The 16,455-nt window shown below is 69.4% G+C and carries 17 protein-coding genes; 10 read left to right on the forward strand and 7 right to left on the reverse strand.

Features of this window, described 5'->3' with window-relative positions:
* Positions 1-6: 6 nt before the first annotated feature.
* Both BS329_RS18615 and BS329_RS18620 read left to right on the forward strand, forming a co-directional pair.
* Entirely contained in the window at positions 7-759 is a 753-nt protein-coding gene (locus BS329_RS18615) for an AraC family transcriptional regulator (RefSeq protein WP_244197214.1), read from the forward strand.
* Between the two features lie 126 nt (positions 760-885).
* Entirely contained in the window at positions 886-1,173 is a 288-nt protein-coding gene (locus BS329_RS18620) for a hypothetical protein (RefSeq protein ID WP_076162472.1), read from the forward strand.
* 11 nt (positions 1,174-1,184) lie between these two features.
* Here BS329_RS18620 and BS329_RS18625 read toward each other — a convergent pair whose 3' ends face one another.
* Complete coding sequence (locus tag BS329_RS18625; protein ID WP_084749918.1) at positions 1,185-1,685, reverse strand: GNAT family N-acetyltransferase; 501 nt, start codon at positions 1,683-1,685, stop codon at positions 1,185-1,187.
* A gap of 40 nt (positions 1,686-1,725) precedes the next feature.
* On the opposite strand from BS329_RS18625, the gene BS329_RS18630 reads away from it, so the two are divergent.
* Positions 1,726-2,463 (forward strand): alpha/beta fold hydrolase, encoded by a 738-nt coding sequence (locus tag BS329_RS18630; protein ID WP_076162476.1) that lies wholly within the window; start codon positions 1,726-1,728, stop codon positions 2,461-2,463.
* A 109-nt stretch (positions 2,464-2,572) separates the two neighbouring features.
* Positions 2,573-3,781 carry a glycosyltransferase gene (locus BS329_RS18635; RefSeq protein ID WP_076162478.1) on the forward strand — a complete coding sequence of 403 codons (1,209 nt, stop codon included), beginning with the start codon at positions 2,573-2,575 and terminating at the stop codon, positions 3,779-3,781.
* Positions 3,782-4,044: 263 nt separating this feature from the next.
* Here the strand turns inward: BS329_RS18635 and BS329_RS18640 are convergent, their stop codons facing one another.
* Positions 4,045-4,881: a phosphotransferase gene (locus BS329_RS18640; RefSeq protein ID WP_076162480.1), complete on the reverse strand. Its 837-nt coding sequence runs from the start codon at positions 4,879-4,881 to the stop codon at positions 4,045-4,047.
* A gap of 135 nt (positions 4,882-5,016) precedes the next feature.
* On the opposite strand from BS329_RS18640, the gene ctaD reads away from it, so the two are divergent.
* From ctaD to BS329_RS18665, 5 genes are all read left to right on the forward strand, one after another.
* Entirely contained in the window at positions 5,017-6,795 is a 1,779-nt protein-coding gene (ctaD, locus tag BS329_RS18645; RefSeq protein ID WP_076162482.1) for an aa3-type cytochrome oxidase subunit I, read from the forward strand.
* Between the two features lie 86 nt (positions 6,796-6,881).
* A complete protein-coding gene (serB, locus tag BS329_RS18650) occupies positions 6,882-8,111 on the forward strand; it encodes a phosphoserine phosphatase SerB (protein WP_076162484.1) in 1,230 nt (409 codons plus the stop codon).
* A complete protein-coding gene (locus BS329_RS18655) occupies positions 8,108-8,866 on the forward strand; it encodes a peptidyl-tRNA hydrolase (protein WP_076162486.1) in 759 nt (252 codons plus the stop codon). The genes serB and BS329_RS18655 overlap by 4 nt, the downstream gene beginning before the upstream one ends.
* 17 nt (positions 8,867-8,883) lie before the next feature.
* Positions 8,884-10,635: a serine/threonine-protein kinase gene (locus BS329_RS18660; protein ID WP_076162488.1), complete on the forward strand. Its 1,752-nt coding sequence runs from the start codon at positions 8,884-8,886 to the stop codon at positions 10,633-10,635.
* Positions 10,636-10,646: 11 nt separating this feature from the next.
* Positions 10,647-11,051 (forward strand): OsmC family protein, encoded by a 405-nt coding sequence (locus BS329_RS18665; RefSeq protein ID WP_076162490.1) that lies wholly within the window; start codon positions 10,647-10,649, stop codon positions 11,049-11,051.
* A 70-nt stretch (positions 11,052-11,121) separates the two neighbouring features.
* Here BS329_RS18665 and BS329_RS18670 read toward each other — a convergent pair whose 3' ends face one another.
* The 3 genes from BS329_RS18670 to BS329_RS18680 form a co-directional block, all read right to left on the reverse strand.
* Positions 11,122-11,475, reverse strand: coding sequence for a hypothetical protein (locus BS329_RS18670; RefSeq protein WP_026466908.1), 354 nt, complete (start codon positions 11,473-11,475; stop codon positions 11,122-11,124).
* A gap of 57 nt (positions 11,476-11,532) precedes the next feature.
* On the reverse strand, positions 11,533-13,581 hold the full coding sequence (locus tag BS329_RS18675) for an ATP-dependent DNA helicase (RefSeq protein WP_076162492.1): 2,049 nt from the start codon (positions 13,579-13,581) through the stop codon (positions 11,533-11,535).
* A 125-nt stretch (positions 13,582-13,706) separates the two neighbouring features.
* Positions 13,707-14,297 carry a biotin transporter BioY gene (locus BS329_RS18680; protein ID WP_076162494.1) on the reverse strand — a complete coding sequence of 197 codons (591 nt, stop codon included), beginning with the start codon at positions 14,295-14,297 and terminating at the stop codon, positions 13,707-13,709.
* 153 nt (positions 14,298-14,450) lie between these two features.
* Between BS329_RS18680 and BS329_RS18685 the strand changes: the two genes are divergently transcribed.
* Positions 14,451-15,122 (forward strand): hypothetical protein, encoded by a 672-nt coding sequence (locus tag BS329_RS18685; RefSeq protein WP_076162496.1) that lies wholly within the window; start codon positions 14,451-14,453, stop codon positions 15,120-15,122.
* Between the two features lie 90 nt (positions 15,123-15,212).
* Here BS329_RS18685 and BS329_RS18690 read toward each other — a convergent pair whose 3' ends face one another.
* Together BS329_RS18690 and BS329_RS18695 are read right to left on the reverse strand one after the other, a co-directional pair.
* Complete coding sequence (locus BS329_RS18690) at positions 15,213-15,866, reverse strand: bifunctional 4-hydroxy-2-oxoglutarate aldolase/2-dehydro-3-deoxy-phosphogluconate aldolase (RefSeq protein ID WP_076162498.1); 654 nt, start codon at positions 15,864-15,866, stop codon at positions 15,213-15,215.
* Positions 15,863-16,438: an isochorismatase family protein gene (locus tag BS329_RS18695; RefSeq protein WP_076162500.1), complete on the reverse strand. Its 576-nt coding sequence runs from the start codon at positions 16,436-16,438 to the stop codon at positions 15,863-15,865. The genes BS329_RS18690 and BS329_RS18695 overlap by 4 nt, the downstream gene beginning before the upstream one ends.
* Between the last annotated feature and the right edge of the window lie 17 nt (positions 16,439-16,455).

The raw sequence follows: 16,455 nt of genomic DNA on the forward strand, positions 1-16,455 counted from the left end.
CAAGTGATGTCGAATATCGGACTCCTTCCCCCGATGGCGACGGCGATGGTGCTCGGCGAAATGGACCTGCCCGCGGGCACCTGGTTGCCGTGGCACGAGCACGACGGTCACCAGCTCGCGTGGGCGGCGCGGGGGATTCTGAGCGTGAACGTCGGCGAGCAGCACTGGGTGCTCCCGCCGACGAGGGCGTTGTGGATCCCGGCCGGAGTCGTCCACCGGACCGGCGCCACCGCGCAGACCGTGTTGCGGGGTGTCTACGCGGCTCAGGACCGGTGTCCTGTTCGCTGGGCCGTGCCGACGCTCGTCGCCGTCCGGCCGCTCCTGCGGGAGCTGCTGGAACATTTGGGCTCGGCCGAGCTCGACGACGGCGCCCGCCGCCGCGCCGAAGCCGTCGTCTTCGACCTGCTCGAACCGGTGGACGTCGTGCCGATCAGCGTGCCGATGCCCTCCGACGGGCGCGCGCTGGCCGTCGCGCGTGCGGTGATCGCCGATCCGGCGGACCGGCGTGGCCTCGCGGACTTCGCGCACGGCGCGGGCGCGAGCGAACGCACGCTCGCGCGGCTGTTCCTCACCGAGTGCCGGACGACGTTCGGCGCGTGGCGGGTGCAGGCCCGGTTGCGCGCGTCGCTGCCGCTGCTGGCCGAGGGCATGCCGCTGACCGCGGTCTCCCGCCGGATCGGCTACTCCTCGCCGAGCGCGTTCGTCGTCGCCTTCCGCCGGGCCGTCGGTGTGACACCGGGCGCCTACTTCGGCGGTTGAGCGAGGACTGGAACCACGGCGTGGCTTTGCGCGTGAGGCGTTGTCCCGTGTCCGCGAGACTTCACCGGAGCGCCCCTCTCACGGCTCGATCGGCGCGCTCAGAAGGGACACGGTTACCGTTTCCGCGTGCCTCGACGTAACCGGCCCGAACGCGGTGGACGCCCAGACCTCGGCGCGTCGACCGGCTGGGCGCGCTCCGAATCGGCCACGGACGGCGAATGGCTGGTCCGGACCGTGCCCGGCGCGCAAGCCACCAAGGACTACCGCTGCCCCGGCTGTGACCACGAGATCCGGCCGGGGACCCCGCATCTGGTCGTCTGGCCCGCCGACGACACCGGCGGGGTCGCCGACCGACGCCATTGGCACAAGGCGTGCTGGGACGCGCGGTCCCGGCGCCGCCCCGGCCGCTGGTGATCCGGCACGACTCAGCGCCGCAGGTGCAGTGAAGGCGCTCCCTCGAACTCCTCCTTCGTGTGGATCCTGAAACCGAGCCGCTCGGCGACCCGGATCGACGGTTTGTTGGACTCCATGATGTTCGCGATCACCGGGACGTCCGGGATCTCCCGCTCCGCCCAGTCGACGACGGCGGCCGCCATCTCCGTCGCATAGCCTTTGCCCCAGGCGAACGGCCAGAAGCGGTACGCGAGGTTCAGCACGCGCTCGCCGTTCCATTCGTGATACCGGACGCCGCCGAAGCCGGCGATCACGTCCGGATCGTCCAAAGCGGACACCGTCACGTAGCCGAAACCATGCTCGGCCCATTGCTTCATCCAGACGTCGAAGAGTTCGCGCGAACCTTCGACGGTGTGCGGCACGACGTTGAACTTGTTCGTCTCCGTATCGGCCTGCAGTGCGACGATGTTCTCGCGATCCGCCTCGTGCAGCGGCCGCAGCAGCAGCCTCTCCGTCTTGATCTCTGTCAGCACGGCTCCGACGGTAGACCCGGGGTACGACAGAATTGTCGCCATGACGGATCTCCCGCTGGTACTGCTGCACGCCTTCCCCGTCGACGCCCGCATGTGGGACCCGGTGCGCGCGCCGCTTTCGGAACGCCTTCGGTTGATCACCCCCGACCAGCGCGGTCTCGGCCGCAGCCCGCTGCCGGAAACCGACCGGGAGCCCGACCTGGACGACGCCGCCCGCGACGTCGTGGCGCTGCTCGACCGGCTCGAACTCGACAAGGTGGTCCTCGGCGGCTGCTCGATGGGCGGCTACCTGACGATGGCGGTGCTGCGCGTCGCACCGGAACGCGTGGGCGGTCTCGTGTTCATCGACACCAAGGCGACGGCCGACACTCCCGAAGCCGCGCAAACCAGGCACGACCTCGCGGCGCGGGTCGAAGTGGAAGGCACCGGATGGCTGCCCGAAACCCTCACGCCAGGACTGCTCGCCGAGAAGGCCGCCCCCGAGGTGTCCGAACGGCTTCGCGAACTGATCACGACGCAGCCACCGTCGGGGATCGCGTGGGCGGCCCGCGCGATGGCGGCACGGCCCGATTCGGCCGGGACACTGCGATCGGCGAACGTACCAGCGCTGGTCGTGGTCGGCGAAGAGGACCGCCTGACCCCGTTGGACGCGGCGAACACCCTGGTGGAGACGTTGCCGGACGCGACACTGGTCGTGCTGCCGGAGGCGGGACATCTCACGCCGCTGGAAGATCCGGCCGGAGTCGTCGAAGCGATCTTGGGCTGGTACCCCGCGTAGAAACGTTTCCCTCGCCCCTTTGAAGGTATAGCGGACAGGGGGACTTGTGGCAAGCCCCCATTCCCGGTCCACAATTCGTGCCTTCACGTTTTGCCGAAGGGGGATTCCCATGCGTGTACTCCTGTCCACTATCGGGACGAGGGGCGAGGTGCAGCCACTGGTGGCGCTGGCGGTGCGATTACGGGAACTTGGCCAGGAGGTCCGGCTTTGCGCGCCGCCGGATTTCCGGGAATGGGCCGAAGGGCTCGGGATCTCCTTTGCCCCGTTGGGGCCCGGGCTCCGGCCGACCGCGAAACCGGATTCCGGCATGACCAAGGCGATGGCCACGCCGGAAGGGCGCCGTGAGCTGGCCGAGGCCATGGTGGTGAACCAGTTCGAGACGATGCCGGAGGTGGCCGAGGACTGCGACGCCGTCGTCGCGGGAATGGCTTTGAACATCGCCGCCCATTCGGTCGCGGAGCGGAAAGGAATTCCCTATTTCTTCACCGCTTATTGCCCGATAACGCTGCCTTCGCTGCACCATCGTCCACCCGTTTTCCCCGGATGGGCTCCCCAAGATCCCGAAGCCGCCATCCCGGCCTTGTGGGCCGACGACGCGGAACGGTGGAACGGGCAATGGGGTGGCGTGCTCGCCGCGCGGCGGAAACTGCTGGGCCTGCCGCCGGTCGACGACGTCCGCGGGCACATCTTCACCGAGCGGCCGTGGCTGGCCGCCGATCCGGTGCTGGCGCCGTGGCGGGAACCGTCCGCGCTGGACGTGCACCAGACCGGCGCCTGGATCCTGCCGGACCACAGCCCGTTGTCCCCGGAACTGGAGGCGTTCCTCGACGACGGGGAACCGCCGGTCTATTTCGGATTCGGGAGCATCCGCGCGCCGGAAGAGATCGCGAAGGCGATGATCGAGGCGGCGAGGGCGCACGGGCGGCGGGCGATCGTGTTCCGCGGCTGGACCGAACTGGCGCTGATCGACGACGAACCCGACTGCCTCGCGATCGGGGACGTCAACCAGCAGGCGCTCTTCCCGCGGGTCGCGGCGGCCGTGCACCACGGTGGTGCCGGTACGACCACGGCGGCGACCAGGGCCGGGGTCCCGCAGGTGCTCGTCCCGCAGAAGTTCGACCAGCCCTACTTCGCGCAGCGCGTCCGGGACCTCGGGGTGGGGACCTCGATCACCGGGGAACCGACGGCGGAGTCGCTGACCTCGGCGCTCGCGGAGGTGCTGCGGCCGGAGGTCGCGGAGTGGGCGCGTCAGGCCGGTGGTGAGGTGCGGGTCGACGGGGCCGATGTGGCGGCTCAGCTCCTCATGACTTCGGTCTAGCCCCCGCGCGTTGTCCCGGCGCACCCAATGTGGCATTGGGTGCACCCAACGCACCCAATGCCACATCCGGCGCATCCGGCTTCGCGTTCGCCCCGCCCGCAAGTAGTCGACTAATTGCGGGAGAACGGCCCGGGCTTGATGATCTCGAAGGCCACCTTGAGACGGTCAACGCCCCAAGGTGGCCTTCAGGACCCCGGGCCCGCCCGCAAGTAGTCGACCTCTAGTTGCGGTGGTTCGCACTACCGACTCCCGCAACTAGAGGACTACTTGCGGGAGAAGTAGCGCTCCAGTGCCGCCTCGGCCTCCCCGAGGCGCGAAGGGAACCGCCGCGCGATCACGAACCGCCAGGGAACCTCGAACAACCGCCGAAGCGCGATGAACGGCTCCAGCGACGAAGGCGCCACGTCCGCCGGGTACGCGGAAAGAGCCGCGGCACCCGCTTCCGCGTAGAGCACGCCGAGATCCCAGCCGAGCGGCCCGCGCCAGGTGTCTTCGAAGTCGAGCCAGCACGGCCCGGCCGCCGTCGCGACGACGTTCCCCGGGTGGGCGTCCCCGTGCAGTGGCCGCACAGGCGAGTCAGGCAGTGCCGCGACGACCCTTTCGAGTTCTTCGTACAGTCGCGGCGCCGCTCCGTTCATGAACGACCCGTGCCGGTCGAGCAGCGTCCGGAGTTCACCGACGGGTCCGAGTTCGGGCAGTTCACCGGGGTAGTCCGCGAGCGCCGCGTGCACTCGCGCGAGTGAAGACGCCACCTCCCGCGGCGGCAGGGTGGCTCCCGGCTCATGGGGGGTGTAGTGCCAGAGAGTGACCGGCAACCCCTTGGCGAAATGCGGTCCGGCCGGGGGATCCGTGGTCGGTGAGACGACGAGCACATCACGTTCCGTGAGGTGCCTCGACAGCTCGACGTCGCACGCGAGCCAGTCCGCGGGGGACGTCCGGGCCAGGCGCGTGGTTCCCGGCGCTCGCGCCACCACCGGACCCAGTCTCACCAGCACGTTCGACTTGAAATGCAAGACATCGGGATCCCCGGTCGGCAGCCCGTACCGGTCACCGACAGCGATCGCCGCGGCCACTCCCGCCCGGGTGTGTTCGTCGGTCACGGCGCGATCTTGCCAGCCGGTGCGCGCGACAGTGGGTAGTGAGGGCTACGATCCCCATTAGCCGCCGAAATGGGTCCCGAACCCGGCCGACGGCAGAACATTGACCACCACAAGGTTTGAGTGTTGGAGGCAGGAGTGACGGCCGTAGCCCCCAAGCCGATCGCCACGCGCCCATACCCCGCGCGCGAGTCGGTTAAGGGTTCGTACCTGCTGCGGTTGTTCCGCACGACGGACCACAAGCAAATCGGCATCATGTACCTGGTCACGTCGTTCGCCTTCTTCATGGTGGGCGGCGCGATGGCGATGCTGATCCGCTCCGAGCTGGCACGTCCCGGGCAGCAGTTCCTTTCGCAGGAGCAGTACAACCAGCTGTTCACGATGCACGGCACGATCATGCTGCTGCTGTACGCGACGCCGATCCTCTTCGGATTCGCGAACTTCGTGCTGCCGCTCCAGATCGGTTCGCCGGACGTCGCGTTCCCGCGGCTGAACGCGTTCTCGTACTGGCTGTACCTCTTCGGCGGCCTGATCGTGATGTCCGGCTTCCTGACCCCGGGTGGCGCCGCCGACTTCGGCTGGTTCGCCTACACCCCGCTGTCGGACGCCATCCACTCGCCCGGCGTCGGCGCCGACCTGTGGATCTCCGGTCTGGTCGTGTCCGGTCTCGGCACCATCCTCGGTGGCGTCAACATGATCACCACGGTGGTCTGCCTGCGCGCCCCCGGTATGACGATGTACCGGATGCCGATCTTCACCTGGAACATCCTGGTCACCAGCATCCTGATCCTGCTGGCGTTCCCGATCTTGACCGCGGCCCTGATGGGCCTGCTGGCGGACCGGCATCTCGGGGCGCATGTGTTCGACCCCGCGAACGGCGGCGTGATTCTCTGGCAGCACCTGTTCTGGTTCTTCGGCCATCCAGAGGTCTATATCGTGGCCCTGCCGTTCTTCGGGATCGTGTCGGAGATCTTCCCGGTCTTCAGCCGCAAACCGATCTTCGGCTACAAGGGCCTGGTCTGGGCGACGCTGGCGATCGCCGCGCTGTCGGTGGCCGTGTGGGCGCACCACATGTACGCGACCGGCGCCGTGCTGCTGCCGTTCTTCTCCTTCATGACCTTCCTGATCGCGGTCCCAACCGGCGTGAAGTTCTTCAACTGGATCGGCACGATGTGGAAGGGCCAGCTGTCCTTCGAGACGCCGATGATCTTCTCGATGGGCTTCATCGTCACGTTCCTCTTCGGCGGTCTGACCGGCATCATGCTGGCCGCGCCGGCGATCGACTTCCACGTGTCGGACAGTTACTTCGTCGTCGCGCACTTCCACTACGTGCTCTACGGCACGATCGTGTTCGCCACGTTCGCCGGGATCTACTTCTGGTTCCCGAAGATCACCGGCCGCATGATGGACGAGAAGCTCGGCAAGTGGCACTTCTGGACCACGTTCATCGGCTTCCACGCCACGTTCCTGGTGCAGCACTGGCTGGGCGCCGAAGGTATGCCGCGGCGGTACGCGGACTACCTGCAATCCGACGGCTTCACCACGCTGAACACGATCTCCACGATCGGCGCGTACATCCTCGGTGCGTCGACGCTGCCGTTCATCTGGAACGTCTTCAAGAGCTACCGGTACGGCGAGATCGTCACGGTGGACGACCCGTGGGGCTACGGCAACTCGCTCGAATGGGCGACGTCCTGCCCGCCGCCGCGGCACAACTTCACCGAGCTGCCGCGGATCCGTTCCGAGCGGCCGGCGTTCGAGCTGCACTACCCGCATATGGTGGAGCGCATCCACAAGGAGGGTGAGATCGGCTTCTTCGGGAAGCAGAAGGTCAACTCCCACCGGGCGCCGTCCCAGGTGCTCACCGAGGCGGTCATGCCGGGTGATCACTCCGAGGACAACTCCAGCGAGAAGTGACCCGATAAGCGGAATCGGCGCGTGCCTTGCCTCACACAGGGGCAAGGCACGCGCCTTTTCGTGGTCGGCTGAGGGAGACTGACCCCGTGACGCAGACACCAGTTCTCATCACCACCACCGGCCCCGACAAGCCGGGCGTGTCCTCGGTGCTGTTCGCCGTGCTGTCGCGCCACGACGTCGACGTCCTCGACGTCGAGCAGGTGGTTATCAGAGGCCAGCTGGTGCTCGGCGTGCTCGCCGGGGTGTACCGCGACCCCGAAGGCCTCCAGGAGTATGTCGAGCAGGCGATGGCGTCGGTCGGCATGCAGGTCGAGGTGAAGATCGGTTCGGCCATCGGCGCCGACCCGTTCGCCAGCGGCCAGAAGGACTCGACGCACGTCCTGCTGATGCTCGGCCGCCCGGTGACCGCGCGGGCGTTCTCCGACGTCGCGCGCCGCCTGGCCGCGCTGGACGTCAACATCGACTCGATCCGCAGTGTCGCCGACTACCCGGTCACCGGGCTGGAGCTGTACACCTCGCTCGCCCAGGACACGCCGGAGGCCGACGCCGCGTTGCGGACCGCGCTGGCCGATGCCGCCGTCGAGGCCGGGATCGACATCTCGGTCGAGCGGGCCGGGCTCGCCCGCCGGGCCAAGCGGCTGGTCGTCTTCGACGTCGACTCCACGCTCATCCAGGGTGAGGTCATCGAGATGCTCGGCGCGCACGCCGGCGTCGAACCGCAGGTCCGCGAGATCACCGAGGCCGCGATGCGCGGGGAACTGAACTTCGGTGAGTCGCTGGAGCGCCGTGTCGCGCTACTCGAAGGGCTTCCGGAGACGGTGCTGGACGAGGTCGCCGCGTCCATCGAACTCACCGCGGGTGCGCGCACGACCATCCGCACGCTGAAGCGGATGGGCTTCCGCTGCGGAGTCGTTTCGGGCGGGTTCACCAGGATCATCCAGTCGCTGGTGGACGATCTCGGCCTCGACTTCGCCGCCGCGAACGAACTCGAAGTGGTCAACGGCAAGCTCACCGGCCGGGTGGTCGGGGAGATCGTCGACCGCGCGGGCAAGGCGACCGCGCTGCGCCGGTTCGCCGAGGAGTATGAGATCTCGCTTCAGCAGTGTGTCGCGGTCGGTGACGGGGCGAACGACATCGACATGCTGTCGGTCGCCGGGATGGGTGTCGCTTTCAACGCCAAGCCCGCGCTGCGCGAGGTGGCCGACACCGCGCTTTCGCATCCGTACCTCGACGCCGTGCTGTTCCTGCTCGGTGTCACGCGCGGTGAGATCGAGGCCGCCGACGCGGCCGACGGTCTCGAACTGTCCCGGCCATGAGCGTGCTGGAGCCGCTGGCCGCGCGCTACGCGTACTGGCTGGGCCTGCCCGCCGAGGCCACGGAAGACACCTCGGACGAGGATCCCGCCGAGGTCCGCGCCATGCCGGTCATCCTGCGGATGGAACGCGCCGAACCGCCGTCCCGGACCGCTTTGCTGGAAGCCTCCGCGGCGGCGGCCGTCGCGGTCTGCCTGGATGAGCGCGCCCTGCCCGAAGGCGAATGGCACGAGCCGCTCAAGGCCTGGGTCGACGGCCGGATCCGCAAGGTCGCCCGGCGTGCGCGGGGTGCGCACTGGCAGGCGGTCCAGGAGTTGCCGGGCATCACGGTCGAGGTCGACGGCGCCGAGGCACGGGCCTTGCTTCCCTGCCGCGTGATCGAGACGCCGAAAGAGGTCTCGCGGTTGCAGATCTCCGGGAGCGAACTCCCGGCCGACGAGCCGGGGGCCGCACCGGCCGGTGTCCCGCGGTTGCTGCTGAACCCCGAGGTCTCGATGACCGTCGGCAAGGGCGCCGCCCAGGTCGGGCACGCGACGATGATCCTGGCCTCGCTGCTGGACGAGCCCGGACTCGCCGCCTGGGCCGAGGCCGGTTTCCGCTGCTCGGTGCGGACCCCGCCGGTCGCGACCTGGAAGGCGCTGTGCCCGGTCGAGGACCCCGAGGGCTCGTGGCGCCGGGACGGAGTCGTCGCGGTCCGGGACGCGGGATTCACCGAGGTTGATCCCGGTACGGTCACTGTCCTAGCCCAAAGGGCTTAACCTCTTATACTCCCCGCATGGGTGACCGGCTGATCGCCGGGCGCTACCGCTTGGAGGAGCGGATCGGCGCCGGAGGCATGGGCGTGGTCTGGCGTGCCACCGATCAGGACCTCGGACGGGTTGTCGCGCTGAAGCGTTCGCAGGCGGGGGACAACGGCCAGATCCGGCGTGAGGCGCGGATCGGCGCGGGCTTGCATCATCCGAACGTGGTCACCGTCTTCGACGCGGTGATGGACGGTGACGAGCGCTGGCTCGTCATGGAGTACCTGCCTTCGCGCAGCCTCGCGGACATCCTCGAAACCGACGGTCCGTTGCCGCCCGGCAAGGTGGCGAAGATCGGCGTCCAGCTCGCCGCGGCGCTCGCGGCGATGCACGAGAAGGGCATGGTCCACCGCGACCTCAAACCGGGCAATGTCCTGGTGGCGGCGGGCGGAGCCGCCAAACTCACCGACCTCGGCATCGCGCAGTGGGCGGAGGTGACCCGCACCGGGGGCGCCCTCGACGTCGGGACTCCCGGCTACGTCGCGCCCGAGATGGCCGAGGGGCGGCAGGCGGGTGCCGCGGCGGACGTGTTCTCGCTGGGTGCGACGCTGTTCGCCGCCGTCGAAGGCACGTCGGTGTGGGGAGACGCGAACGCGGGACCGTTCGTCCAGCTCCGGCGGGCGACGTCGTACACCCTGGAACCGATCCGCCAGGCTGGACGGCTGGCGCCGGTGCTGACCGAGCTGCTGCGGCGCAAACCCGCCGGGCGGCCGAACGCCGTCCGCGCCGCCGAGCTGCTGGCCGAAGTCGCGGACGTCGACGTTCCGGCGCGGTCACGACGTTTCCGGGTGACCAGGCGCGCCGTCGCGATCGGAGCCGTCGCCGCGGTACTGGTACTGGTGGGAGGCCTCGTCTACGCCACAAAGGAACCGGCGTCGATCGCGGCCGCCCCGGTCCCCGCCGATTCGGTCGGCGACCCGCGCACGGCGGATCCCTGCGCGCTGGTGGATCCCTCGGTGCTGAAGCAGTTCGGCACCCCCGAACTCGACACCGCCAACGGCAACTTCAACGCCTGCGGAATCCTGCTGCGCGTGAGCCCCGACGACGGCGACATCGTCGACGTCCGGCTCGAACTGACGATTCCGAAATCGCCGTTGCTGGAGAGGCCGGCGCCGGGGCGCTTGACCGTGCGCGAAGTGCCGGGTGAACCCGAAGAGAAGTGCGGCCGGGTCATCCCGTTGCCGGACGGGAACCAGGTCTGGGTGCACGCCCGGCACATCCAGGACTGGCACGCCCATCTGTGCGACTACGTCGACCCGGTGGCCGTGCACGCGGCCGCCGTGCTGAACCGGGAACCGCTCAAGCGGCGTCCCGTTCCCTTCGCCGCGGGAACGCTCGGGAGTCTCGACGCCTGCGCGCTGGGCGGGGAGCTGCCGCGGGCGATCGTCGGTGGCCCGGCCGCGCCGGATCCGGTCTTCGGCAACTGGGAGTGCTACTGGAACCATCGTGAGACGGAAGTGACGATCCGGTTCGAGCGGGAGTGGGCGCCGTTCGAGGCGGACGGCACCCGGGTCGCTCTCGGATCGCGGGAGGCCTTCGTCGAGATCGCGCCCGAGTGGGACGCTTGTCAGGCGGAGATCCCGCACCGGACCTTCACCGGGAACGGCCGTGCCATGATCGAGACGGTGGAGATCTACGTCTCGGACAAGGTCAAGAAGCCGCCGGAGATGTGCCCGGCGGCGGAACGGCTCGCCAGGGAGATCGCGCCAAGGCTGCCACCACTCTGAAAGGGAAGCCCGTGTCTTTGGAAGTCCAGCGCGACGGCGAGCACCGCTTCGTCGGCCGCAACGAACGCGGCGCCGAGGTCGTGATCGGCCGCAAGGGCGCCGAGGGCGCCTTCTCGCCCGCCGAACTGCTGCAGATCGCGGCGGCGGGCTGCTCAGCCGTCACCGCCGAGAACCTCATCACGCGGCGGATCGGGGAGGACTCGAAGTTCCGGGTCGGCGTGACCGCGGACAGGCGCGAAGGCGCTTCGGAACTCGACGGCGTCCACGTGGCTTTCGACGTCGACGTGTCTTCGCTGCCCGCTGAGGACCGGGAGGCGCTCGCGGCGGCGGTGGATCGCGCCATCGAGCGGTTGTGCACGGTGAGCCGGACGCTGAAGAAGGGGATCCCGGTCACGGAGAGCTTCCCGGTGGAGTAGGGCCCGGGGATGTTATGAACGGTCCGTTCATAACAAATTTTGTTATGAACGGACCGTTCATAACACTTCGTTAGTGCTTCGCGGCGTGGCCTTCGGAGCTCCAGACCACGTACGCCTCGTCGGCGTCGGTGGTCATGGCCTCGATGAACTTCTCGTTGTCGAAGCCGGGCAGCGTCTGCAGCCGCTCGATCAGCGCGTCGGCGGCGGGGTCGCCGCTGGGGATCGCGGTGCCCTTCCCGTCGGCGCCGGCGAGCATGAAGAAAACGTCTTCTTTCCACGGGCCTTCAGGGATCACTCTGACCACCACCGCGGACAGCTCGGACCACGTGACGGCTTCCTCGCTTCCGTCCGCGAGCTGGCGCCGCACTCCGGTGTCATCGACGCTGACGGTCCGGGATTGTGCGTTGGGCGACTCGTGGGACAACCGGCTCTCCCTGTCTTCGGCGTTCCGTTTACGGTACTCGGCCGTGTTCCAGACCACTCAGGCCGGGGCGGCGGCGTCGAGGCGGCGCAAGGCGTCGCGGGCGACCTTCGGGTCCATGGTCGGCCAGAACGGCGGCAGTGAGGCGCGCAGGAATCCGCCGTAGCGAGCCGTGGCCAGCCGCGAGTCCAGGATCGCCACCACGCCGCGGTCGGTGACCGAGCGGTGCAGCCGTCCGGTGCCCTGTGCGAGCAGCAGTGCGGCGTGCGTGGCCGCGACGGTGAGGAAACCGTTGCCGCCCCTGGCTTCCACGGCTCGCTGCCGCGCGGACGAGACCGGGTCGTCCGGGCGTGGGAACGGGATGCGGTCGACCACCACGAGCTGGAGCGACGGACCGGGCACGTCGACGCCCTGCCACAGCGACAGCGTGCCGAACAGACAAGTGCGCGCGTCCTCGGAGAACTTTTGCACCAGCAGGCCGGTGGAGTCGTCGCCCTGGCAGAGGATCGGCACGTCGAGCCGTTCCCGCATCTCCTCGGTGGCCTGCTTCGCCGCGCGCATCGAGGAGAACAGGCCGAGCGTGCGCCCGCCCGCGGCCTCGATCAGCTCGGCCAGTTCGTCCATCGTCGAGGGCTGTAGGCCGTCCCGGCCCGGCGGCGGCAGATGTTTGGCCAGGTAGAGGATGCCGTTGCGCTTGTGGTCGAACGGGGAGCCGACGTCGAGCCCGGTCCACTTCGGGCCGTCGCTGTCGGCCGGGACCGCCTTGTCGGTCGCCGCGCCGGGTGCCTTCTCGACCCTGGCCCCGCCGGGCGGCAGACCCCATTGCCGGGCCATCGTGTCGAAAGTGCCGCCCAGGGTCAGCGTCGCCGAGGTGAGGACGGTCGTGTGCTGGTTGAAGACGCGCTCCCGCAGCAGGCCCGCGACACCCAGCGGAGCGACCTTCAGCGCGGGCGGACGCGGGTTCGTGGAGAAGCGGTCTCCGGTCAGCCAGACGACGTCGCGTTGATGCGCGTTGTCGTCGTCGAAGGCTTCGAGCAGCCGGACCGCGGTGTCGTGGACCTCTTCGAGCAGCGACCGCGCCAGTTTGCGGGCGGTGGCCTCGTCGACCTCTTCCTTCCGGTCCTTGCCGAGCGCGGTGAGGCAGCGGTGCGCGGCGTCGCGGACGGCGGGGATCGCGCCGGTGAGGGCCTGCGGCAGCGAGTCCATGCGGCCCGACGGCAGGTCGTCGAGGATCAGGGCCAGCCCGTCGCTCGCCTCCAGCAGCTGGTCGGCCACCTCGTCGTCGACCAGTTTCCCGCAGCGCCGGGCGGCGGCGGTGACCATGCCGCTGGTCAGTTCGCCGGTGGCCACGGACGTCACGCGGTCGACAAGGTCGTGCGCCTCGTCGATGATCACCAGGTCGTGATCGGGGAGCACCTGGTAGCCCTGCAGCGCGTCGATCGCCAGCAGCGCGTGGTTGGTGACCACGACGTCGGCCTTGCCCGCCTCGGCGCGGGACCGTTCCGCGAAGCAGTCGGTGCCGATGGGGCAGCGTGAGGCGCCAAGGCATTCCTTGGCCGTGACGGAAACCTGGCGCCACGCCTGATCCGAGACGCCGGGGACCAGCTCGTCACGGTCGCCGGTCTCGGTGTCGGACGACCATTCCCGCAGCCGCGTGACCTCTTTGCCCAGCCGGGAGACGGCGAACGGGTCGAACAGCTGCTGGTCCTCCGGCTCGTCCGGGGCGCCGGAATCGAGCCGGTGGAGGCAGAGGTAGTTCCGGCGTCCCTTGAGGATCGCGAAGGTGGGTTCACGGCCGAGGGGCTTCTTCAGCGCCTTCGCGAGCCGGGGGAGGTCTCGGTCGACCAGCTGGCGTTGCAGGGCGATGGTGGCCGTGGAGACCACGACCGTCGCCTCCTTCTCGACCGCGTGCCGGATCGCGGGAACGAGATAGGCCAACGACTTCCCGGTGCCGGTGCCCGCCTGCACGGCCAGGTGCTCGCCGGTGCGGATGGCGCGGCCGACGGCGTCCGCCATCCGCACCTGTCCCTCGCGCTCGGCACCGCCCACGGACTCGACCGCGTGGGTCAGGAGTTCGAGGACACCGGGGAAATCAGCACGGGTTGGCACGGGTCAAGACGATAGCCGGGGCCACCGTCAGGATCGGCCTCGCGGTGTTATGAAAGGTCCGTTCATAACAAGATCTGTTATGAACGGACCTTTCATAACACGCGCCGGAGCGGTGAAAGGGCCGGTCACGCGTCCTTGCGGAAGCGTGAGACCAGCGCCCAGGTGCCCGGAAGCAGCGCCGCCGCGACGGCGATCTTCAGCGCGTCACCGATGAGGAACGGCACGACACCCAACGCCAGCCCGGTCGACAAGCTGTACCCGGCCGAGGCCATCAGCCACGGCACGCCGATCGAGTAGATGACAAGGTTGCCCAGCACCATTGTTCCCGCCATGCGCAGCGGTGTGCGGTCTCCGCCGCGGCCGGCGAGCGCGCCCACCAAGGCGCCGGCGAAGACGAACCCGACGATGTAACCGGCGCTGGCGCCGAACAGTCCGGACGAGCCGTCCTGGAACCAGCCGAAGCCTGCCGCGCCGACGGCGAGGTACAGCGCCATCGACAGCGCGCCGCGCTTCCAGCCCAGCGCCGCGCCGACCAGCAGGGCGGCGAACGTCTGGCCGGTCATCGGCACCGGCGAGCCGGGCACCGGGAGCATGATCTGCGCGGCCGCGCCGGTCAGCGCGGCGCCACCGGCGACCAGGATCGCGTCACGGACCAGTGCGCCGGGAACGAGGTCGGCGAGGACGACATGACGGTCGGCCACAGACAGCGAAGACACTCAGACCTCCTATGAGTACACAAATGTGAACCGAGGTTAACGCCAGACGACGGGTCGCGGACCGAATGTCGGCCACCTCACGGTCATCGCCGATCCACCCGTCCGGGTGGCGTGGCCCTGCACCGGTCAGGGACTTGGTGGAGGCTGCCAACCATGACGAAACCCAGGACGGCGGGGCGGCTGCTGTCGGTGACCATGCTGACCGGAGCACTGGTGGCGGGAGGTACCGCGACGGCGACGGCGGAAGCGGCGCCCGCGACGGCTTCGGCGGCGGTCGGCTCGCTCGACGTGGAGATCGGCGACGAGCACGTCGTCACCGGTGATCTGGCGCCGTGCGACGTCGACGGGCCGCTGACCGGGACGACCCAGGGCGGGGCGACCGGCGATTTCGCCCGGTTCGGCGGCGGTGAGTCGAACTGCGGCCGGACCGGCGCGGTGGCCGTCGGCGAGGCGTCCGGGCAGCGGTTCGAGACGACCCTGCTCGAACGCTTCGGCGGCCCGGTGATCAAGGTCCGCACGTTCATGGCGAAGTGCAGCACCACCAAGGACGGCAGCCTCGGCTACATCGAGTTCGGCGACGTCATCGGGTTCACCCTGCCGGAGAACATCCCGCAGAACTATCGGCTGACCATCGCCGGTGGCGAAGACGGGACGACCCTGGCGTCGCTCACGGTCAACGAGACCGTCACGCCGACGCCGCCCGACGGGAGCCTCGTGACGCACATGCTGCACATCAAGCTGTTTCCGCAGGGCGGCGGACCGGCGAAGGGCGACATCTACCTCGGGACCGCGCGCTGCGACCCATACGGCAAGAAGAAGCCCTGACACTCGAGCTGACACCCACGCGTTTCGTCCTCTAGTTGCGGTACTTGCACACGCAAGGACCGCAACTAGAGGACGAAACGCGAGAGGGGCTTAAGTGCGCGAGACGTACTTCGCGGCCGCGGCGACGAATTCGCTCGCCCTGGCCGCGAGGTCCGCCAGTGACCCGCTGGAGGTGAGCGAGTCACCCAGCAGCGGCGTCGCGGCGGCGACGGCGATCGAACCCGACTCGAGGTACTTCGCGACGTCGGCGAGGTGGACGCCGCCGGTCGGCACCAGCGGGATGTCCGGCATCGGCGCCCGGATCGCCCGCAGGTAGGCGATCCCGCCGACGGCGGCGATCGGGAACACCTTCACCGCGGCCGCGCCCAGGCGCCAGGCCTGGTCGATCTCGGTGGGGGTCAGCGCGCCGCAGACCACCGGCAGCCCGCGCTCGTGCGCGCGCTCCAGCACCAGCGGGTTCACCGTCGGCGTGACCAGGAACGTCGCGCCCGCGTCCGCCGCGATGTCCACATCGGACGGTTCACGGACGCTCCCGGCGCCGACGTGCGCGTCGTCGCCGAGCTTCTTGCGGATGGCCGCGATGGCTTCCGGGGCGCCCGGCGTGGTCAACGCCGCTTCGAGCACCCGGACGCCCGCCGCGTGCAGCACTGTCGCGGCGTCGGCGAAGCGGTTCGCGTTGTCGGCCCGCAGGATCGCGACGAGCCGGTTTTCGATCAGGGTGTCCTGGAGGTGGTGCTGGATCATGCGGCCGGGACCGGCGCCTTCCCGGTGTAGGTCACGCCCGCCTCGTCGAAGTCCTTGAGCGCGGCGTCGACCGTCGGCTGCGAACCGCCGACAGTGAGATCGAGCAGCACACGCACGGTGAAGCCCGCCTTCGCCGCGTCGAGCGCGGTGGCGCGTACGCAGAAGTCGGCTGCGATGCCGACGACGTCGACCTCGGTGACGTCGTGCTCCTTCAGCCAGGCGTCGAGCGTCTTGCCGTCCCGCGCGTTGCCCTCGAAGCCCGAGTACGCGGCGGTGTACTCGCCCTTGGAGAAGACCTCGCTGATCGGGACCACGTCGAGCGCCGGGTGGAACGAAGCGCCGGAGGTGCCCGCGACGCAGTGACGCGGCCAGCTGTCCTTGAAGTCCGGCGTCTCGCTGAAGTGGTCGCCCGGGTCGATGTGGTAGTCGCGAGTGGCGACGACGTGCGCGTAGCCGCCCTCGGCGGCCTGCTTGGAGATCGCTTCGGCGGCGGCTGCGCCACCGGGCAGGCCGAGCGACCCGCCTTCGCAGAAGTCGTTCTGCACATCGACCACGATCAGGGCGGTCCCCATGTGTTGCTCCTGAGTTC

Origin of the sequence: Amycolatopsis coloradensis (genome assembly GCF_001953865.1) — a bacterium.
In the GTDB taxonomy this organism is placed as follows: domain Bacteria; phylum Actinomycetota; class Actinomycetes; order Mycobacteriales; family Pseudonocardiaceae; genus Amycolatopsis; species Amycolatopsis coloradensis.